This is a genomic window from Undibacterium sp. WLHG33, assembly GCF_049544815.1.
Taxonomy (GTDB): Bacteria; Pseudomonadota; Gammaproteobacteria; order Burkholderiales; family Burkholderiaceae_D; genus Undibacterium.
The window spans coordinates 605,351-624,739 of sequence record NZ_CP186697.1; the positions used below are offsets into that span (position 1 = coordinate 605,351).

Genomic DNA, 19,389 nt, shown 5'->3' on the forward strand with positions numbered 1-19,389 from the left:
GCCCTGTTTTGTTTTATCTGCAGATCGCTTATTCTGGTTCCGGATAAGCACGCTGAGCTCAGCGCGCATGGAATAGCAGATTGCCGAAGTAAAAACGGCAGTTGAAAGCATGGCGAAAATGATAACCGGCAGAACGTTCTCTCACTATCGTAATTTCTTACGCCCGCTCAGTACGTTTGCATTGGCGGTATTGTTGTGTGCGCTGTATTGGGCACAGTTACTGCGTTATCAGGCATCTGAGTTAGAGGACAATAAATATCAGACACGTTTGCGGGCGGTGCAGATGTCGGCGGCGATGGTGACGCAGGTCAGCTCATCGATCTCTGCCCTGGAATACCTGGCGCGTACGCTGGCGACGAAATTCGTGACAGACCCAGCGCCGGATTTTTCCCGTTCAGTGGAAACTGCACTCAAGACTTTTCCGCCTGACAGTATTCTGCAGATTGCTGTTGCCAACGCCAGCGGTCAGGTTGTGCACTCCAGTCTGGCAGAGCAGCCGGATAAGGAAGTCAAAGTATCGATTGCAGACCGTGAACATTTTCAGGCGCACGCACATGGCGGTGCAGCGAAATTATTTATCAGCCGGCCGGTGATGGGGCGTGTTTCCGGCAAGTGGTCAGTGCAGTTTTCCTATCCGGTTCAGCGTGCCGGTCAGTTTGCCGGTGTGTTGGTGTTATCGATATCGCCCGATTACATTTCGAATTATTTCCGTGAGGTGTTTTCCGGTGGCAGTGACGTCGCGTTTGTTGTGCGCAATGATGCCAGCTATGTGGCGCGCTCGGTGATGCAGGATAAAGCGATGACACAGATGGTTTTGCCAGAACGTGAATTTATTCGGAATCCGCAGAAAACTCAGGGTGAATATCATGTCAAGGCGAGGGTGGATGGTGTTGACCGGTATTACGCCTGGAACCGCCTGAAAGATTATCCGCTGGTGGTCAGCGTCGGGCTCGATAGTGATCGCGCGCTGACCAATCTGAACGAGGCAATCTCAGACAGCCGCTGGAGAAATGCACTCGGTACTTTCGTTATTCTGTCGGCCGTACTGTGGATTATTTACTTGTTCGAGCGTGTGCACCGCAAACAGATTTTGCTACAGGAGAATATGCAGCGTTTCGACATGGCGCGGCAAGGCGGTGAGTTTGGCGTCTGGGACTGGGATCTGAATACCGACAATATGCACATAGATAGTCGCATCACGTCGATTTTAGGAATTACAAATACAAATCTGGAACATAGTACGGCCGGTCTGCGGCGCATGATTCATCCCGATGATTGGCCAGGAGTGCGTAGCGAGCTGGAACGGGTTCGTACTGGGGAACGTGACAGTATTGAGAATGAGCACAGGATGCGGAGCGGTGATGGCACATGGCGCTGGATCAGTGTCCGTGGCAGGGTTGTTCTGCGTGATGATAACGGGCGCGCTCACAAATTGTCCGGCATTTTTATTGATATTTCTGCCCGCCGGGAAATCGAGGCTGCACGCATGGAACTGGAACAACGCCTGACTAAACTGGAGGCGCAAGTCCCAGGTGTTGTTTATCAATATCGTCAGCGTCCTGATGGCAGCGGTTATTTTCCTTATGCCAGCCCGCATATTGCAGAGATTTACGATACGACTCCCGAAGAAGCGGCAAAAGGTATTGAGTTTCTTCTGGCACGGGTACACCCGGATGATCTGCAGCAATTGCGTACCACCATTGATGAATCTGCGATTAAGCTGACGCCGTGGTTTAACGAATACCGTTTTATCCGAGATAACGGTCAGATACGCTGGCTGTCCGGAAGTTCGAATCCCGAACGCGAGCCTGATGGCTGCACCTTGTGGCACGGCTATATCCAGGATGTGACTAAGCAGCACGAAAAACATGAGGCGCTGCAAAGAAGCGAGGAACGTCTGCGCCTGACGGTGATGGCGGTACAGGACGGCTTATGGAACTGGGATCTCTGCAGCGGTCGAGATTCATCTCGATGCACGTTGTCATGAAATGCTGGAGTATCCGGCGCAAGACGGCAGCATACAGTTTGATGACTGGTGCCGGTGGCTGCATCCGCAGGATAGTCAGAATGTGATTCAGCTATTGCACCGCCATATCGAGCGCAGCGAGCCATTCCATGTTGAAACCCGCATGCGTACATCCCGTGGAAACTGGCGCTGGGTTGAGATCCGCGGTCAGGTAACACAGGAATTAAATGGGAAAGGGCAGCAGGTCATCGGTACTCAGACCGATATCAGCCTGCGCATGGCAGACACTAAGCTGCGTAGCGCTTTGCTCGACAATGCCGCCGCCGCTTTGTTTGTGACGACGCCGGAGCGTGTGATCCGTCTTGCCAATCAGCGTGCAGTCGATACATTTGCCGAGAATGGAACGCCATTATCCGGCATGAGCATACGCTTGCTTTATCCGGATGATGTCTCGTTTAACGCCTTTGCCCGGCATTACAACGCGGTACGGCAGGATGGCGGGATCAATATTGATTATCAACAGTTTGTCGTTCATGGCGAGCTACGCTGGTTTGCCGTGCGTGGCAGCCTGCTGGATCCGGAGAACCCTGACGGCGATCTGATATGGACGATGGTCGATACGACGGAACGCAGACGGATAGAGGAAGCACTGCGCAGTACCCGTGCGCATTTGTTCGAAGTGATACAGCATTTTCCGGGTGGTATTCTGGCGCAAAATCAGAAGGGCGATATCGTCGTGGCGAATCAGATGATCTGCGATTTTCTTGCGGTGCAGACGTCTCCTGCCGCGCTGACCGGACTGGATAAGGAGCGCTTTCGCAAAATGGTTGCGGAAGACGTTCTGGATGCATTTAAAGATCCGATTGTCGATGGTGAATACAATTTACCGGATGGCCGCACGATCAGACTCAATTTGATTCCTTTAAAAAATGGTGCGGATGATATCGGTCGTTTGCTGATTGTCAGCGATATCACTGAGCGGCGTCGCCACGAACGGAATCTGGAATACTTAGCGACCACCGATGCACTGACAGGATTAGCGAACCGGCGAGCGTTCATGGCGCGTCTGCAGGCTGAACTGGCCTTGATTGCAGCTGGCGGCAAAGGTGGGATGCTGATTATGCTCGACCTTGATCACTTCAAACATGTGAATGACAGTTACGGACACGCTGCCGGTGATGCGGTATTGGTTCATCTCGCTGATCTCCTGCATGGCAACAGCATGCGTAAAGGGGATCTGGCTGGGCGTCTGGGAGGGGAGGAGTTCGCGGTATTGTTGCCGAACACGACTGCCGAAGACGGCCTGATGGTTGCCGAACGCTTACGTACAGCACTCGAGGACAGCAACATCAATTCGGGCGAAGGTCATGTCATCCGGATCACGCTGAGTGGTGGCATTGCGCCGCTGCGCGGCAGTCCTGAGAGCATATTGGCGGAAGCCGACGCCGCGTTGTATCAGGCGAAGAATAGCGGACGTAACCGCATCGTGCAGGCACAGAATGCTGTCTAGCGCCGGACCAGTCTGATCCTGCAGACGCGCATGCGAACGAAGAGGGAGCACGAACGGTTCATGCCGGTGCGGTCGCTTTTTCCAGCTCATGTAGCCATACCATTGCGTGTTCGCGCTGTGTTCCGCACATCTCTTGCGTTGCCTGCAATCCTGAGCAGCATGCCGGACGTTCAGGCTGCCCAAAAATCAGGCATCGCAGATCATCCGCCAGCTGAATACATCTGACGCCGGCTGGTTTGCCTTTTGGCATGCCGGGAATAGGACTCGAAATCGACGGTGCGATACAGCACGCACCGCAAGCTTCACGACATTGCATAGTCTGCTTTCACTATTGAGGAGAAGATCAGGCCATCTGCTTGCTGCATGAGATGCCAGGCATGTGCTGTGGTGCCTGAACCTGTGCAGGCCGGAATGCGGAAAGAATAATTTTTCATGTCTGTTTTGCTGCAGGATGATTAAAACGAATCTGTTGCGGGTATGCGGAGTCAGATTAGGACATACCGGTGACACCGTGAATTCATCATTTTAAGTGTAGATTTTTGCATTTTGTCGCATTGACGTGGTTTTGCTGCAGCCTTTCTTGCATGATGTGTGTCTAAACGCTGCTTGACGCTATCCTGACTGCGGATTACATTGATGACTCACGGGTAAGTTATTTGCACTTACAGAAGCTGCATGTGCCAATTTACGGTCATAAGTGACCGGAGTGCACATGCACTGTCAGGATTCAGTTAGAAGTGATCGTTATGATGTCATGTCCGTTTAAGCCTAAGTGGGAGCGCCGCAAGGAAGCTCGCCCTAAGGAGCTGCTTGCTGCTGCTTTACATCTGTTTGTTGAGCGTGGTTTTGCGGCGACCCGTCTGGATGATGTTGCCAAGGCCGCTGGTGTCTCCAAGGGAACCTTGTATTTATATTTTTCAAGCAAGGAAGATTTATTTAAAGCGGTGGTGCGTGAAAGTATCGTTCCTCTGCTCGGCGAAGCCGAGGGAATGATCGATGAATTTGAAGGAAATACTGAAAGCCTGTTTCGTCAGCTGACGCTCAGCTGGTGGCAGAGCATAGGCGAAACCAAGCTATCAGGTTTACCAAAACTGATGATGGGAGAAGCCGGTAATTTTCCCGAGCTTGCACGCTTTTATCAGGAAGAAGTGATCGCTCGCGGTGAAAGGCTGCTGGTCCGTGTGCTGGAGCGAGGCATGGAGCGCGGTGAAATACGGAAAGTGGATCTCGAAATAGATACGCGCTTGCTGATTGCACCCGTGATCATGATGATGATGATGTGGAAACACTCATCATGTGTGTGCCAGATTGAGCCGGAAAAGCTCAGCGTATATCTGGAGCATTACATCCGGATGGCTTGGAATAGTTTGCTGATCCGGCAGGAATAAGGCTGTTCTGCTGCTTTGCAGAGAATCATAAATAAAAAAGGATGAACCCGTTATCAGCGGGCACACAGGGACGCGTCTATGTTGAAGCAACGTAAAGTCTTGCTATTGGTTTTATTCATTGCAGTCGCAGTTGCGCTGTTTATTGCAAAAAAACACTCTGCCGGCAGCGCGGTGACTGCGCCAGCAATTCCGCTTACTCCCACCGCTGCCGTTTTAGAATTTTTACCCACAGATGTTGTTACTGTTGCACCCGGAGAGATCCGTCAGTTACTGAATCTGACAGGCGCATTACGGGCATACAATCAGGCGCCGGTCAAAGCCCGCGTTGCCGGGGATGTGCGTGATGTACTGGTGCGGGAGGGCGAGTCTGTCAGTGCCGGACAGGTATTAATTCGTATGGAGACCAGCGATTACGAAGCGCGTGTGACACAAGCCGAAGGTGCACTCGCGGCCGCCCAGGGACAACTCGAAATTGCCCGCCAGACCCGAGATAATAATCAGGCTTTGCTGGCAAAAAATTTCATTTCAAAAAATGCCTACGACAATGCGATGAATCAGTACGCGATTGCTGTCGCCAATGTCGATAGTGCCAGAGGTGCGCTTGCCGTGACCCGTAAGGCGCTCGCAGATACGTTGATCCGCGCACCCATCGCCGGCCTCATCAGCAGTCGCAATGTACAACCGGGAGAGAAAGTCTCGCCTGACAACCGATTGCTGGATGTCGTTGATTTAAGCATCATGGAGCTCGAAGCAGCGGTACCAACGTCCGACATAGCCAAAATCCGCACCGGTCAGAACGTGCAGGTAAAAATTGAAGGAATACCGGCACAGATCGAAGCTAAGGTATTCCGTATCAACCCGGCGACCAGTAGTGGCACTCGCTCAGTGATGGCGTATGTGCAGATCGCTAATACTGACTTACAACTGCGAGCAGGCATGTTTGCGCAGGCGCAGCTGGAGGTCAGTAAAAAAGAGTCGGCGCTGATGATCCCCGCGGCTGCAGTGCAGTATGACGCGGGTAAAGCTTACGTCTATGCGATAGAAAATAATGTCGTCCAGCAAAAAATGATTACACCCGGTTTGCAGGGAGATAACCACGGAATCCCCGTAGTGGAAGTGCTGTCGGGCCTGACTGCCGGTAGCCAGATTGTTAAAACCAACCTGGGCAGTATGCGTTCGGGTATACCGGTGAAGTTTGCCGTGACGAAGGGGTAATCCATGTGGTTTACCCGTATCAGTATTGGTAATCCTGTGCTGGCAACCATGATGATGCTGGCATTTGTGGTGCTGGGCCTGTTTTCGTACAAACGTCTGCGTGTTGATCAGTTTCCGGACATTACTTTTCCGGTAGTAGTGATCCAGACCGACTATCCGGGGGCATCACCGGAAACCATAGAATCAGACGTAACGCGTAAAGTCGAAGAGGCGGTGAATACCATTAATGGCATCAGCGCCCTGACTTCACGCTCATACGAGGGTTCGTCGGTTGTGATCATGGAATTTGATTTAAATATCGATCCGGCGCAGGCGGCACAGGATGTACGTGAAAAAGTCGCGTTGGTGAAATCGAATTTCCGTAAGGAAGTCAAAGAGCCTCGGGTAACCCGCTATGATCCATCGGATAAACCTATTTTTTCAGTGTCAGTTACAGGTGATGATACCGTCAAAAAAAGGGACTTCCGTGAATTAACGACGATCGCTGATCAGTTAGTAAAGAAACGTCTGGAGAATGTGCGCGGTGTTGGCTCTGTCACGCTGGTTGGCGGTGTCAAACGTGAGATCAAAATTTATATCAAACCGGCAGAACTGGAAGCGTTGAACATTGGTGTCGAGCAGGTGATCAGCGCGGTCAGAAATGAAAATCAGGAGTTACCGACCGGAGCGATACGCTCGACCGACAATGAAAAAGTAGTACAGATACAGGGACGCATAAAAAATCCTCAGGATTTTGCGCGCATCATCGTCACACGACGCGGTGGTCAGGCCGTATTGTTGTCGCAGGTCGCAACCATCGTTGATGGTCAGGAAGAGCAGGAGAGTCTCGCGTTGTATAACGGTCAGCGTACTGTCGCACTCGATATCCTGAAAGCCCAGGGGCAAAATACGATAGAAGTCGCTGACGGACTGACTGACGCATTAAAAGCTCTGGAACCACAGTTAAAAACCTTATATCCGGGCGTAAAAGTGCAAGTGATTAAAGATGGCTCACGGCAGATACGCGTCGGTGTTGAAAATGTCCGTCGCACCCTGATCGAAGGCGCGCTGTTAACCGTTCTGATCGTCTTTCTGTTTCTGAATTCCTGGCGTTCCACAGTGATCACCGGATTAACTTTACCGGTTGCGCTGATCGGTACGTTTCTGTTCATGGATATGTTCGGATTCACGATCAACATGATTACCCTGATGGCGCTGTCGTTGTGCGTGGGCTTACTGATTGACGATGCCATCGTTGTACGGGAAAACATCGTTCGCCATGCCGGTATGCGGGTCAATGGGCGGTTCAAAGACCATCATACTGCTGCGCTCGAAGGTACGGCTGAGATCGGTCTGGCGGTCTTGGCGACGACGTTTTCGATCGTTGCGGTATTTTTGCCGGTTGGTTTTATGGGTGGCATTATCGGTCGTTTTTTCCATCAGTTCGGTATTACCGTCACGGCTGCTGTGCTGATCTCTATGTTTGTATCCTTCACACTCGATCCTATGTTGTCATCGGTCTGGCCGGATCCCGATGCACACGGCGATCATGGTGATAAAAAGGGACTGTATGCAAAAACAATAGGTCGTGTGCTGGCGCAGTTTGAACGGGGTGTGCAGTGGTTTTCAGCGCAGTATCAGGATTTATTGCGCTGGTCCCTGAAACACAGAATCAAGACCCTGCTGATTGCATCACTGACCTTCTTTGCCGGTCTCGCTATTCCGGCGACAGGACTGATCGGTACCGAGTTTGTACCACAGGCAGATTATTCAGAAACCGGTGTGACGTTTTACACGCCAGTCGGCTCATCGATTGAGCTGACCGAGAGTAAAGTTCATCAGGTCGAACGTGTGCTGAAGGAGTTTCCCGAAGTTGTTGATACTTACAGCACAGTGAATACCGGCGCTGCGTTAGGGAAAAATTACGTGACTGTTTTTATGCGTTTATTACCGCGTAAAGATCGCGTCCGCAGCGCGTCGCAGATAGCGATTCCTCTGCGTCAGCGCTTGTCGCAGGTGGCCGGTATTACTGTAACGCATATCGGTGCTTTAGATGGTGTGGGTGGCGACAACAAACAGCTGCGTTTCAGTCTGCAAGGCTCGGATCTGAAAGAGTTGGCGACGTTATCAGAAAAGGTGCAGGCTAAATTACGCGATATTCCCGGCATCGTCGATATTGACTCCAGTCTGAAAGCCGAAAAACCGACGATTTCCGTCACGCCCAAGCGTGATGCCGGTGCGGACCTCGGCGTTGGTGTGGCGCAGATTGGTGCTGCGTTGCGACCCTTGCTGGCTGGTGAGGCGGCATCGACCTGGCGCGGCCCGGACGATGAAAATTATGATGTCTCGGTGCGCTTGTCTCCGGAAAACAGAAATAAGCCTGATGACTTGTCACGTCTGATGCTGGCGAGTTCACAACTGAATCCTGATACCTCGCCGAAAATGGTGCCGCTACGTCAGGTGGCCGATATCACGGCATCGACTGGTGCAAACCAGATCAACCGGCGCGACCTGAACCGTGAAGTTGAATTGTCGGCGAACGTCGTGGGCCGTTCCGCCGGAGCAGTCGGAAACGATGTAAAAGCAGCTTTAGACAGTATGACCTGGCAGCCGGGTTATCGCTACAAAATGGGTGGCGCCAGCAAAAACATGGCGGAATCATTTGGCTACGCGCTGTCCGCGCTGGCGCTGGCAGTGATTTTTATTTACATGATTCTGGCTTCGCAGTTCGCCAGCTTTTTGCAACCGCTCGCGATTATGTCGGCGTTGCCGATGACTCTGATCGGTGTATTTCTTGCGCTGATGTTTTTCCGTTCAACGCTGAATATGTTTTCGATCATCGGCTTCATTATGCTGATGGGGCTGGTGACAAAAAATGCAATTTTGCTGGTTGATTTTGCGAACCAGGCGCGCAACGACGGCATGGAACGGATGGAAGCACTGCTGGAAGCCGCCCACGTACGTTTGCGCCCCATCCTGATGACGACGCTGGCGATGGTGTTTGGCATGGTGCCGCTGGCGTTTGCACTGTCTGAAGGTTCTGAGCAGCGTGCCCCCATGGGGCAGGCAGTGATAGGCGGCATTATCACTTCTTCTTTACTGACGCTGGTGGTGGTCCCGGTGATTTATACCTATCTGGATGATTTCGGCGTCTGGTTAAAGAGAAAATGGCGTAAAGAAAAGACATTAAATAGCGCTTAATACCCGAATCAGACCCGCATTCAGGCAGTGCTTTGATAAAATGCTGGTTCCTTTAATTAATGCAATCGAGTGAACAAATGAATATCGAAAAAGCCCGTTTCAACATGATTGAACAACAAATACGTCCCTGGAACGTGTTGGATAAGGATATTTTAGATATGTTGATTGTGGTGAAGCGGGAAAATTATTTTCCGCAAGATCAGAAAACGCTGGCTTTCTTTGATACGGAATTGCCATTACCGGATGGCTCTAAAGCGATGAGCCCCAAGCTGGAGGCGCGCATTGTTCAGGAAGTGAATCCGAAGAAGCAGGAATCGGTACTTTTGATCGGTGCTGCATCAGGATATCTGGCAGCTTTGCTTGCTTCTGTGTCCAGCCATGTCACAGTGCTGGAAACTTCGCTGGTGCTGAAAGAACTTGCTGAAAAAAATCTGGCAGCCGATGGCGTGCGTAATGTCAGTGTTTTGCTGGCAGACGGATTGTCTGGCCAGCATACAGGTTCCTATGATGTGATCGTGGTTGCCGGTGCGGTGGAATCGATTCCTGAAACACTGAAAAAACAATTGAATGTTGGCGGCCGTTTGCTGGCGATTGTTGGTCGCTTGCCAGTCATGCACGCAGAGCTGATCACCCGTTCTGCGGATGCTGTGTTCAATACACGAAGCGTGTTTGATACCGTCGTGAATGCCGCTCCCGGCGCTGTACCTTCTTCGCAATTCAAATTCTGATACCGGTAGTGAAATAGAAAACGTATGCAACACATCACCGCTCAAGAATTAGCTCAATGGCTGACAGACAGCAATAAAAAACCTCCGGTTTTGCTCGATGTACGGGAACCCGGAGAGTATGAAATTTGTCATATCGAGGGCACACAGTTGATGCCCATGCAGACTGTTCCGCAACGGTTCAATGAACTGGATGAAGATGCGACGATAGTCTGTATTTGTCATCACGGTGGTCGCAGTATGCAAGTCGCTCACTTTCTCGAACACCGGGGATTCAGCAAAGTGATTAACCTGACTGGTGGTGTGCATGCGTGGGCACAGCAAGTCGATCCGGCCATGCCGACCTATTAACTAACTTTTATTCGGAGTGTTTCATGCGTAATCCAGTTGTTGCCGCACTGCTAGCAAGTGCATTTCTGTCGCTGAGTGCAAATGCGACTGATTTGCTGCAAATTTATCAGGATGCATTGGCGAACGATCCACAATATGCGAGTGCTCGTTCATCGTTAACTGCTGGTCAGGAAAAGTCAGTTCAGGGGCGCGCAGGTTTGTTGCCAACGATAGGTCTGAGCGGCAGCGATACGCGTTCACGTGTCGAATCACAGCCCGATATTGCCAATGCAGACCGTAATTTCACGACACTGACAAACACCTGGTCACTGGCGCTGTCACAGCCTTTGTTTCGCTGGGCGAACTGGCAGCAATACGAGCAAGGTAAATTGTCTGTGATGATCAGTGAAGCGCAGTTTGCGCAGGCAAAACAAGATCTGATCGTACGTGTCGGTCAGGCTTATTTCGATGTGCTGGCAGCACAAGATACGCTGGCGACATTACAGGCGCAAAAAGTAGCGATTTCAGAACAACTGGCATCAGCAAAACGCAACTTCGAAGTCGGTACTTCAACTATTACCGATACGCACGAAGCACAGGCTCGTTACGATCTGGCAACGGCGCAAGAGTTTGCCGCGCAAAGTGATTTGCAGGTGAAGCGTTCGGCCTTACAGCAAATCATCGGCAAGGAAACAGGCGAGCTCGCGACACTGAAAGCGGGCGTGAAACTGAATTCGCCACAGCCAGCGGCCGTCAATGAGTGGGTCAGTTCCGCTGAAAAACAAAACTTCAATGTGGTGGCATCCGAAGTTGCCGTCGAAGTCGCCAAACGTGAAATCGAGAGAAACCGTGCCGGACATTATCCGACGCTGGATCTGGTAGCAAGCACTGGTCGCACTGCGACAGGCGGCGCGTCTTCTACCGGCACCGGTGTCGTGAAACCGACAACCATAGGCGTGCAATGGAGCATTCCATTGTTTGCCGGGTTTGCAGTTGACAGTAAAGTGAAAGAGGCAGTTGCATTGCAGGAAAAAGCCCGCAACGATCTGGAAACCAATCGTCGCAGCGCAGCGCAAGGCGCGCGTCAGGCTTACACTGGTGTGACCAGCGGTCTGGCACAGGTTAAAGCGTATGAAGCGGCAGAAATTTCCAGTCAGTCTGCATTGGATTCAAATAAGCTCGGTTATCAGGTGGGTGTCCGTATCAACATCGATGTGCTGAATGCGCAGCAACAGCTGTACACCACACGTCAGAATCTGGCGAAAGCACGTTACGACACGATCATGAATGGTCTGCGTCTGAAGTCAGCAGCGGGTACATTGAAAGAAGAAGATTTATCTGAAGTCAACGCCTTGTTACAGCACTGAAAAAACAACGCAAGACGATACCGGGACCACTACCCGGGAATAAAACGGCCCGCTGATTGCGGGCTTTTTTGATTTTGATCAGGTCAGTTTGTTGCATATCAATTTGTACTTCAGCGCAGGACGAACACTGGCGTATCATAATCAATGATTACTGGTACAACGACGCTGTTGTCCAGTCTGGCACATACTCTCACTCATGAAAGTCATTTATGGCCTTGCCCGGGTTTCTGAATAAGCGTTGGCTGATACCGGTTTTTGTTCTGGCAGGATTGTTGTTACTGACCGGACTGATATTTTCCTCTTCCCTGTTTGGCCCTCGTCTGACGGTTTTTTCATTACAACGCGGTGAGTTGGTACAAACCGTGGTCGCCAGTGGTCGCGTCGCAACTCCGGCCCGGGTGGATATCGGTGCGCAGATTACCGGGCGTGTTGCCAGCGTTCCGGTCAAAGAGGGGCAGACAGTCAAAGCGGGAGATGTATTGATAGAGCTGGCTGCTGCTGACGAAAAAGCAGCCTTGGAACTGGCGCAGGCTTCGGTGCGGCAAGCGGAAGCCAGACTGCGGCAATTGCAGCAACTGTCACAGCCAACGGCAGAGCAGGCCGTGATACAGGCGCAGGCGAATCTGGCGAACGTCGGCAAGCAATACCAGCGCACGCGTGAGCTGGTGGCACAAGGCTTCGTCGGCAAGGCGCAGCTTGATGAGGCGCAGCGCGCACTGGATGTTGCGCAAAGTCAGTTAAAAAGTGCGCAGCTTCAGCTGCAATCGAGCAAACCTGAGGGCAGTGATTATCAGCTCGCCGTCGCTGGATTACAGCAGGCGAAAGCGAATCTGGCGGCAGCACAGGCGAAACTGGAACACACCAGAATCACCGCGGTGGTGGATGGCGTCCTGATTGCCAGAGATGTAGAACGTGGTGATATCGTGCAACCGGGCAAAATCCTGATGGTGTTATCACCCGCAGGAAGCAGCCAGCTGGTGGTGCAGATAGACGAAAAGAATCTGCGTTACATCCGCATGGGGCAGTCTGCCTTTGCTGTGACGGACGCTTATCCGGGACAGAAATTCCCGGTGCAGGTGGCTTATATCAATCCAGGAGTTGATGCTCAGCGAGGTACAGTGAGCGTGAAATTGAATGTCTTGAATGCTCCAGCGTTTCTGACGCAGGATATGACGGTGTCGGTAGAGATAGAAGTTGCCAGAAGCCGCGATGCTTTATCGCTGAGCGTGGAAGCGATCCGCGACGCCAGCACGCTGCATCCCTGGGTAATGGCTGTCGTCGATGGCCGCGCTGTCAGGCGTCCGGTGACGATAGGTATACGCGGTGATAAAAGTGTGGAAATTACTTCCGGCCTGAATCAGCATGACTTGGTATTACCCGCGACAAATATGGCGATAGAGGCCGGTCAGAGGGTTCGCCCCGTCATCATGAAAAATACGCAGCTATGAATACCTGGTTGCCTTTTGAATGGATCGTCGCCACCCGCTTTTTGCGCGAGGGGCGTATGCAATCGCTGTTCATTATCCTCGGAGTGGCCATTGGCGTCGGCGTGATTGTGTTTATGTCGGCCTTACTGGCTGGCTTGCAGGCGAATTTATTTCGTCGCGTGCTGAGCTCGCAGCCGCATATCACGCTGGAAAGACAGAAGCAGCAGGCGACGCCGGTATTGCTGGCTACACCGGGACAGCAGATAGTGACGACGATACAAAAACCATCGCAGCGTGTGAATACCATCGATCAATGGCAGAAAATCCGCGATCAGGTGCAGGCGCGCAGTGACGTTGTGACCGTCTCACCAACTACGACCGGACCGGCACTGGTGGTGCGAGGCAGTGCCACGCAATCAGTGTCAGTGATCGGCATTTTGCCCGAGCAATACAATAAGATCGTGCCGCTCTCAGAAAAAATAACCGCTGGCGTTTTTCGTCTGACGAATACCGACGTCATGATAGGCACGCAACTCGCTGAAGACATGGGCGTCGGGCTCGGTGATAAATTACGCCTCAATTCAGCAGCAGGCACCAGTCTGATCTTAAATATCGTTGGCATTTTTGATCTGGGCAGCCGCGCAGCCAATCAGCGTAATGTGTATGTGCTGTTATCGACAGCACAGAATTTATTGAACATGGTCGGTGGCGTGTCGAGCATAGAATTAACGGTGCATGATCCCTACAGCGCGGAGGACATTGCGCAATCTATTGCCAACAGTACGGGGCTGAACGCGCTGAGCTGGATTACGACCAACAGTCAGTTTTTTCTGGCAATGCGGGCGCAGACTTATTCCAGTTTACTGATTCGTTTTTTCGTCGCTTTGTCAGTGGCTGCGGGCATCGCCAGCGTACTGGTCGTCTCAGTCGTACAGCGGCAAAAAGATATAGGCATCTTGCGTGCGATGGGTGGCAGCCGGGGACAGGTGCGGCGCATATTCCTGATCCAGGGTGCACTGGTTGGTCTGGCCGGTTCGTTAATCGGTTCACTGCTGGCCGTTGGTTTGCTGGCGATGTGGAAAATCGTGGCCAAAAATCCGGACGGCACGCCGATGTTTGTGATTACTGTTGACTGGCAGTTTTTTGTGTGGAGTGCAATGTTGGCGATGCTGGCTGGTCTGCTCGCTGCAGCAACGCCGGCGATACGGGCTGCGCGCCTTGATCCTGTGGTGGCTATCCGTGGCTGATAATGTCCTGCTTCTGAAACAAGTCTGTAAATCATATGCCGTGGGCACACCGGCAGAAACCCAGGTGTTGTTTGATATTGATCTGCATCTGCAACAAGGTGAGTTTGCCGCATTGATCGGACCTTCCGGCTCGGGTAAAAGCACTTTGCTCAATATCATAGGATTACTGGATCGTCCCAGTGGCGGGCAACTGATCATGACCGGGCAGGATACCGGCAATCTTGATGAGGCGCGCCTGACCCAGTTACGCGGGCAGGCTATCGGCTTTGTGTTTCAGTCGCATTATCTGCTCACTGCGTTCAGCGCGACCGAAAACGTGATGATGCCTATGCTGATGCAAAATGGTCGCCCGGATGATCGTATGCGTGAGCGGGCGCAGCATTTGCTGGCTGAGGTCGGGCTGTCTCAATGGCAGGATAGTCTGGTCGGAAATATGTCAGGCGGTCAGCAGCAAAGGGTAGCGATTGCGCGTGCGCTGGCGCTGAATCCGCCACTGATTCTGGCTGATGAACCGACCGGTAATCTTGACACCAAATCCACCGATGCGATTTTTGAGCTGATGCGGAAAGTGAATGCCACACAGCACACCACGTTTCTGATGGTGACACACAATATGGAGCTGGCAGAACGTTGTGATCGTACGATAGAGCTGATTGATGGCAGGATTGCACCATCACGTGCAGCAGGCTCCTGAACACAAGACCGGGTCAGATGCCTCGGCTGCTGCAGAGATCATTCAGCTGAACCAGTTTCTGACGTTAAGACCGATAAAGTGTCCGAACACCACGATCAGCGTGAATGGCAGCAGCGCGACAAAGGCCAGCGCGATGATTTTCCAGAGCAACCATAACTGACGGGAAATCAGCGGGATGACAGCCCATATGCAAGTCAGGTAGACCAGCACCAGTGAGAACATGAACAGCATCAGCAGCAAGCCCTCGGGACGATATGGGGCTGCAATCGCAATGATGGCGCTCCATGCGACCCAGGCAGAGAGTGCTGACCACATAATCCTGTGAGCAAATTCCATGACAGGTAAAGACCTCATCGGATGATTCCTTTCAGGGTAAGTGTGCCGGAAATCTGCACTTCCCGGCATCATGTCTGCGGTCAGGAAAGTGCCTTATCGGTGTTGCTGCAAATGATTGATCAATTGATGCAAGCCCGCGGTCATCGCTTGTACTGAACCGAGCATATCCCATTGATCATCGCCGATTTTAACGTAATTCGATACTGACCGGAGTTCCAGAAATTTTTGCTTTTCCAGTTGGCAGATATGGAAAAAAGCAGCACCTTCCATGTTTTCGATATCACATTGGCTGTTATCGATAAACGGTGCCATGGCTGCATTCACGGAAATGCCGTGCGCCAGAGGAAAGGGTTGTCCGGCGGGGATGTGTTCGCAGTGCAAGGTGTGACGGCGTTCAAATTCCATCTCTATGGGCAGATGTGCCATGTGTACAAAGCCTGTGGGTGTGAAAAAGCCAAGATCGGCCTCGACTTCACTCTCTACCAGCACAACATCACCGATCTTGAAACGTGAATGAGGGAATACGCCGGCAATGCCGGACAGAATCAGCATGTCAGGGCGGTGCTCATGTATCGCTTTGACGGTCGCATACGTGGTTGCCGTCAGGCCGACGCCGGAAACAATACTGATCACGTCATCACGCTGAAACAGGCTGGCTTCGGTTTGAGTAGGAAACAGAACAATGATCTTCATAGGAGGAGAGTCGGATTCATGGGGAAAGGGTGTAAGGTATTGCGTATCCTGATCGGCTGCCATGTCGCACATCAACAAAATGCTGTAAACCTTTTTTCCTGACGGAACGTTATAGCGGATACAGATACCTGCGGCCAGTCAGATCAGAACAGGATTGCGACGCTCAACTCGTTGCCATGCACATTATTGTCAGCAGCAGAGACAAATGAAAGGGCTTATATGAAAAAATTGATTTTACTCGCGGCGCTTACCTCCTCATTGCTGAGTGCCGGGGCTGCATCAGCACAAAACGTCAATTTATCGGTGCAATTCGGTCAACCCGGTTTTTATGGGCAACTGGATATCGGTAACTTCCCGCAGCCGCAATTAATTTATCGCGAACCCCGTATCGTGTATCGCAGTCCGGCACCGCAGCCGCCGCTGTATCTGATCGTACCTCCGGGCCATCGTAAGCACTGGGACAAACATTGTTCCCGTTATGACGCCTGTGGCCGTCCGGTGTATTTTGTGACCGAGACCTGGTACAACACCCAGGTGGTGCCGCGCTACCGTGACGGTCAATATCGTGAGCCGCATCGTGACTATAACAACGGACCAAACCGTGGTTACGATGGTCGTGATGACAGAGATAATCGCGAACACGGTCGCGGCAGAGATAATGACCATGGACCCGGCAATGGTCGTGGTCGCGACAATGGGCACGGCAGGGGGCAGCACAACGATTAATTGTCCGGTGGCTGGCGAACGATGTCTGTGGCGGTTTTAGCGCAGGTATTGTGCCCGGGCATTCCGGAATGGCTTCAGGCGGTCGGAATATACTCCAGGGGGTATATTCCGACCACCTTTGTTTATAAGGACATTCCACGTATTTCAGCGGATACTCCCCTTTTTTGATGATTTCCACGAAAAATCACGTGCTTCTACAGCCTGATTTTACCGGCCAGCTTTGCTGATGCCGCCTAGGCGGTTCGCAGCAATAATCCCTCGCCAGCAGCATTTTTACTGACAGCAGACTTCTTATGGAAAACTGCGTAAATACGCCAGAATATCAGCGATTTTCTGCTCATCGCTCATGCCATAAAAGCGCATTTTTGTGCCCGGCACGACGCTATCCGGCGCTTGCAGAAAGGCGCGCAGATTTTTTTCTGTCCACACCAGCTTTGCATTTTTCATTGCGGGCGAATATTTAAAGTCCGTTGTTGATCCCGCTGCTCTGCCGATCACGCCGTTCAGTTGCGGCGCAAAGCCGCCGTGTGCGGATGCGCCGATCTGGTGGCAGGAGGCGCAGCGCGAGGCAAAGACTGTTTTTCCGGCCAACGTATTCCCCGCCGCAGACGCATGCTGTGCCGTCAGCAGCATCGTCAGCATGAGCAGCCATGCCAAAAAACTGTTTTGCTGACATTCGGTCATATTCCCGGTTCGTCCTCTGGCGGTGCACAGGCGGTTAACAATCCACATTTCTGGCATAGGGTTTACGGTGTCATCGTATCTGTCAGAAAATCTGTGGTGAGGCTCCGTTGTCATTTCAGTTGAAGGCATTAATAAGAACCGAAGCAGATCCAAGTGATACTTGGTCTTGGCAAATCTGTGGCGCATTCAAAAATCAATTTCATTTTTAGTGAGACACAGTATATACCGCTGCTGGATGGCTGTCGGATACTACCTTACTGGCAAGCGGAACTCAGGTTGGTACACCCAGTATCACGCTGGAGGCTTTGAATATGCCAGTGGCAGCTGTACCGATCTGCAAGCCCAGTGCGGTGCAGCTGTCATTGGTGATGATGGCAGCCAGTGTACTGCCGCCGTCCATCGTAATAATAATTTCGGTATTCACCGCGCCGGGTTGTATGCGTGAGACGATACCGCTTAACTGATTGCGCGCCGATAAGCGAGTATTCTGATGTTCTGTCATGACGATGATGGATGAAGATTTGATCAGCGCAAATGCTTCCGCACCCGGCTGTAAACCCAGCTCTTCCGTACTTTCATGGGTAATGACAGCGACAATTTTTTGTCCGCCGGCAATCGTCAGTTCTATTTCGTCGTTCACCGCGCCCAGTTTGATGTGCGTGACTTTGCCCAGATAATGATTGCGGGCGCTGGTTTTCATATTCATTTTTTTGATGAGTAAAAAATCGTCGGCGATGCCATCCGCTTGCTGACTGAGTTGCCGGATAAAATCGCGATGTTCCTGTTCAATAATGTGAAAGTTATCGACCAGTTGCTGACCGCGTTGCGTGAGCCTGGTTCCGCCACCGCCTTTGCCGCCGGTCAGTCGTTCAACCAGCGGTTCGCCTGCCAGATTATTCATGCTGTCGATCGCATCCCAGGCAGCTTTGTAGCTCATCTTCATGGCTTTGGCTGCTTGTGTGATCGAGCCGCAACCGGCGATTTGCGCCAGCAGGGCAATCCTGCCTTTGCCGCCGAAATTCTCGCCGTCCACCGTCATCCAGACTGAGCCGTGTAAGGCGATCGTTTTCCCTTTGCTCGTCATACAAACACCTGTCTTAAAAATATTTGCCGGAAGCGGGTGGCATAGGCAGTATCAGTAGCAATGCTGAAGTTACATTGCCTTTTTCTTCGTCAGTTCTGATAAAGCAATTCCTCATGCGCATTGGCTGAGCGTTACCGGTGCATCGAGCTGGCGAATTTTCCCATCACGTAAATGCACAACGTGATCGCCAAAGACATGGGCGTCTTCCGGGTCGTGCGTGATCAATATCATCGGTACTTGCAATGACCGTTGCAAAGTATCGAGTTCTTTGCGCATCAGAATACGCAAAGACGGATCCAGCGCGGCGAATGGCTCATCCAGTAACAAAGCTCGGGGTTCTGCGACCAATGCCCGTGCCAGTGCCGTACGCTGTTTTTGGCCGCCCGAAAGTTCATGCGGAAGCTGATCGGCGACTGTTTGTAAATCCAGCGCAGCTAACCAATGATTGACCTTTTCATTGCTGCGTTGCCGGTCCGGATTACGCCAGCCCTGCGTCAGTCCGAAACCGATATTCTGGCGCACGTTCAGGTGTGGGAATAAAGCGTATTCCTGAAACAGATAGGCAATATTCCGCTTTTGCGGCGCCAGATGTATGCGCTGCTGATGGTCGAACAAGGTCGTTTCGCCGAGACGGATATGTCCGCGATCCGGCGTCAGTAATCCGGCAATCGCTTTCAGTGTCAGGCTCTTACCCGCACCGGAATCTCCGAGGATGACGACGCGCTGCTGATCGCTGGCGAACTGAATATCGAGTTCAAACCGGCGTGTGCCTGAGATCAGTGTTTTCTGAATGTGGAGATCAAACTGCATAGACCAT

Annotated in this window: 19 protein-coding genes; 12 read left to right on the forward strand and 7 right to left on the reverse strand. The window is 51.9% G+C overall.

What is annotated here, in order from left to right:
• The first annotated feature begins 109 nt into the window (after window positions 1–109).
• Window positions 110–1,987, forward strand: a complete 1,878-nt coding sequence (locus ACOTSW_RS02765; protein WP_423680872.1) for a PAS domain-containing protein — start codon at window positions 110–112, stop codon at window positions 1,985–1,987.
• Window position 1,988: 1 nt separating this feature from the next.
• Window positions 1,989–3,476 carry a sensor domain-containing diguanylate cyclase gene (locus ACOTSW_RS02770; RefSeq protein WP_423680874.1) on the forward strand — a complete coding sequence of 496 codons (1,488 nt, stop codon included), beginning with the start codon at window positions 1,989–1,991 and terminating at the stop codon, window positions 3,474–3,476.
• A gap of 58 nt (window positions 3,477–3,534) precedes the next feature.
• Here ACOTSW_RS02770 and ACOTSW_RS02775 read toward each other — a convergent pair whose 3' ends face one another.
• Window positions 3,535–3,792 carry a YkgJ family cysteine cluster protein gene (locus ACOTSW_RS02775; protein ID WP_423680875.1) on the reverse strand — a complete coding sequence of 86 codons (258 nt, stop codon included), beginning with the start codon at window positions 3,790–3,792 and terminating at the stop codon, window positions 3,535–3,537.
• Window positions 3,779–3,910, reverse strand: a complete 132-nt coding sequence (locus ACOTSW_RS02780) for a hypothetical protein (protein WP_423680876.1) — start codon at window positions 3,908–3,910, stop codon at window positions 3,779–3,781. Before ACOTSW_RS02780 ends, ACOTSW_RS02775 begins: the two co-directional genes overlap by 14 nt.
• A gap of 315 nt (window positions 3,911–4,225) precedes the next feature.
• On the opposite strand from ACOTSW_RS02780, the gene ACOTSW_RS02785 reads away from it, so the two are divergent.
• From ACOTSW_RS02785 to ACOTSW_RS02825, 9 genes are all read left to right on the forward strand, one after another.
• On the forward strand, window positions 4,226–4,864 hold the full coding sequence (locus ACOTSW_RS02785) for a TetR/AcrR family transcriptional regulator (RefSeq protein ID WP_423680877.1): 639 nt from the start codon (window positions 4,226–4,228) through the stop codon (window positions 4,862–4,864).
• Between the two features lie 78 nt (window positions 4,865–4,942).
• Window positions 4,943–6,079 (forward strand): efflux RND transporter periplasmic adaptor subunit, encoded by a 1,137-nt coding sequence (locus tag ACOTSW_RS02790; RefSeq protein WP_423680878.1) that lies wholly within the window; start codon window positions 4,943–4,945, stop codon window positions 6,077–6,079.
• 3 nt (window positions 6,080–6,082) lie between these two features.
• Entirely contained in the window at window positions 6,083–9,259 is a 3,177-nt protein-coding gene (locus tag ACOTSW_RS02795) for an efflux RND transporter permease subunit (RefSeq protein ID WP_423680879.1), read from the forward strand.
• 77 nt (window positions 9,260–9,336) lie between these two features.
• Complete coding sequence (locus ACOTSW_RS02800; protein WP_423680880.1) at window positions 9,337–9,987, forward strand: protein-L-isoaspartate O-methyltransferase family protein; 651 nt, start codon at window positions 9,337–9,339, stop codon at window positions 9,985–9,987.
• Window positions 9,988–10,011: 24 nt separating this feature from the next.
• Window positions 10,012–10,335, forward strand: a complete 324-nt coding sequence (locus ACOTSW_RS02805) for a rhodanese-like domain-containing protein (protein WP_423680882.1) — start codon at window positions 10,012–10,014, stop codon at window positions 10,333–10,335.
• 23 nt (window positions 10,336–10,358) lie between these two features.
• Entirely contained in the window at window positions 10,359–11,681 is a 1,323-nt protein-coding gene (locus tag ACOTSW_RS02810) for a TolC family outer membrane protein (RefSeq protein WP_423680883.1), read from the forward strand.
• 209 nt (window positions 11,682–11,890) lie between these two features.
• Window positions 11,891–13,129, forward strand: a complete 1,239-nt coding sequence (locus ACOTSW_RS02815; RefSeq protein WP_423680884.1) for an efflux RND transporter periplasmic adaptor subunit — start codon at window positions 11,891–11,893, stop codon at window positions 13,127–13,129.
• Window positions 13,126–14,355 carry an FtsX-like permease family protein gene (locus ACOTSW_RS02820; RefSeq protein ID WP_423680885.1) on the forward strand — a complete coding sequence of 410 codons (1,230 nt, stop codon included), beginning with the start codon at window positions 13,126–13,128 and terminating at the stop codon, window positions 14,353–14,355. The genes ACOTSW_RS02815 and ACOTSW_RS02820 overlap by 4 nt, the downstream gene beginning before the upstream one ends.
• Window positions 14,348–15,049 (forward strand): ABC transporter ATP-binding protein, encoded by a 702-nt coding sequence (locus ACOTSW_RS02825; protein ID WP_423680886.1) that lies wholly within the window; start codon window positions 14,348–14,350, stop codon window positions 15,047–15,049. Before ACOTSW_RS02820 ends, ACOTSW_RS02825 begins: the two co-directional genes overlap by 8 nt.
• Window positions 15,050–15,091: 42 nt before the next feature.
• Here ACOTSW_RS02825 and ACOTSW_RS02830 read toward each other — a convergent pair whose 3' ends face one another.
• On the reverse strand, window positions 15,092–15,403 hold the full coding sequence (locus tag ACOTSW_RS02830; RefSeq protein ID WP_423680887.1) for a hypothetical protein: 312 nt from the start codon (window positions 15,401–15,403) through the stop codon (window positions 15,092–15,094).
• Between the two features lie 75 nt (window positions 15,404–15,478).
• Entirely contained in the window at window positions 15,479–16,078 is a 600-nt protein-coding gene (locus ACOTSW_RS02835) for a hypothetical protein (protein WP_423680888.1), read from the reverse strand.
• 219 nt (window positions 16,079–16,297) lie between these two features.
• Here ACOTSW_RS02835 and ACOTSW_RS02840 point away from each other — a divergent pair, with 219 nt between their 5' ends.
• Complete coding sequence (locus ACOTSW_RS02840) at window positions 16,298–16,804, forward strand: hypothetical protein (RefSeq protein WP_423680889.1); 507 nt, start codon at window positions 16,298–16,300, stop codon at window positions 16,802–16,804.
• A 291-nt stretch (window positions 16,805–17,095) separates the two neighbouring features.
• On the opposite strand, the gene ACOTSW_RS02845 is transcribed toward ACOTSW_RS02840, so the two are convergent.
• The 3 genes from ACOTSW_RS02845 to ACOTSW_RS02855 all read right to left on the reverse strand — a co-directional run bounded on the left by ACOTSW_RS02845 (window position 17,096) and on the right by ACOTSW_RS02855 (window position 19,382).
• Window positions 17,096–17,545: a c-type cytochrome gene (locus ACOTSW_RS02845; protein ID WP_423680890.1), complete on the reverse strand. Its 450-nt coding sequence runs from the start codon at window positions 17,543–17,545 to the stop codon at window positions 17,096–17,098.
• Window positions 17,546–17,759: 214 nt separating this feature from the next.
• A complete protein-coding gene (locus ACOTSW_RS02850) occupies window positions 17,760–18,572 on the reverse strand; it encodes a TOBE domain-containing protein (RefSeq protein WP_423680891.1) in 813 nt (270 codons plus the stop codon).
• A 111-nt stretch (window positions 18,573–18,683) separates the two neighbouring features.
• Complete coding sequence (locus ACOTSW_RS02855; protein ID WP_423680892.1) at window positions 18,684–19,382, reverse strand: ABC transporter ATP-binding protein; 699 nt, start codon at window positions 19,380–19,382, stop codon at window positions 18,684–18,686.
• Window positions 19,383–19,389 lie beyond the last annotated feature (7 nt).

Coding starts and splice junctions, on each gene's coding strand:
- ACOTSW_RS02765 (WP_423680872.1), top strand. CDS start 110: ATGGCGAAAATGATAACCGGCAGAACGTTCTCTCACTATCGTAATTTC.
- ACOTSW_RS02770 (WP_423680874.1), top strand. CDS start 1,989: ATGCTGGAGTATCCGGCGCAAGACGGCAGCATACAGTTTGATGACTGG.
- ACOTSW_RS02775 (WP_423680875.1), bottom strand. CDS start 3,792: ATGCAATGTCGTGAAGCTTGCGGTGCGTGCTGTATCGCACCGTCGATT.
- ACOTSW_RS02780 (WP_423680876.1), bottom strand. CDS start 3,910: ATGAAAAATTATTCTTTCCGCATTCCGGCCTGCACAGGTTCAGGCACC.
- ACOTSW_RS02785 (WP_423680877.1), top strand. CDS start 4,226: ATGTCATGTCCGTTTAAGCCTAAGTGGGAGCGCCGCAAGGAAGCTCGC.
- ACOTSW_RS02790 (WP_423680878.1), top strand. CDS start 4,943: ATGTTGAAGCAACGTAAAGTCTTGCTATTGGTTTTATTCATTGCAGTC.
- ACOTSW_RS02795 (WP_423680879.1), top strand. CDS start 6,083: ATGTGGTTTACCCGTATCAGTATTGGTAATCCTGTGCTGGCAACCATG.
- ACOTSW_RS02800 (WP_423680880.1), top strand. CDS start 9,337: ATGAATATCGAAAAAGCCCGTTTCAACATGATTGAACAACAAATACGT.
- ACOTSW_RS02805 (WP_423680882.1), top strand. CDS start 10,012: ATGCAACACATCACCGCTCAAGAATTAGCTCAATGGCTGACAGACAGC.
- ACOTSW_RS02810 (WP_423680883.1), top strand. CDS start 10,359: ATGCGTAATCCAGTTGTTGCCGCACTGCTAGCAAGTGCATTTCTGTCG.
- ACOTSW_RS02815 (WP_423680884.1), top strand. CDS start 11,891: ATGGCCTTGCCCGGGTTTCTGAATAAGCGTTGGCTGATACCGGTTTTT.
- ACOTSW_RS02820 (WP_423680885.1), top strand. CDS start 13,126: ATGAATACCTGGTTGCCTTTTGAATGGATCGTCGCCACCCGCTTTTTG.
- ACOTSW_RS02830 (WP_423680887.1), bottom strand. CDS start 15,403: ATGAGGTCTTTACCTGTCATGGAATTTGCTCACAGGATTATGTGGTCA.
- ACOTSW_RS02835 (WP_423680888.1), bottom strand. CDS start 16,078: ATGAAGATCATTGTTCTGTTTCCTACTCAAACCGAAGCCAGCCTGTTT.
- ACOTSW_RS02840 (WP_423680889.1), top strand. CDS start 16,298: ATGAAAAAATTGATTTTACTCGCGGCGCTTACCTCCTCATTGCTGAGT.
- ACOTSW_RS02845 (WP_423680890.1), bottom strand. CDS start 17,545: ATGCCAGAAATGTGGATTGTTAACCGCCTGTGCACCGCCAGAGGACGA.
- ACOTSW_RS02850 (WP_423680891.1), bottom strand. CDS start 18,572: ATGACGAGCAAAGGGAAAACGATCGCCTTACACGGCTCAGTCTGGATG.
- ACOTSW_RS02855 (WP_423680892.1), bottom strand. CDS start 19,382: ATGCAGTTTGATCTCCACATTCAGAAAACACTGATCTCAGGCACACGC.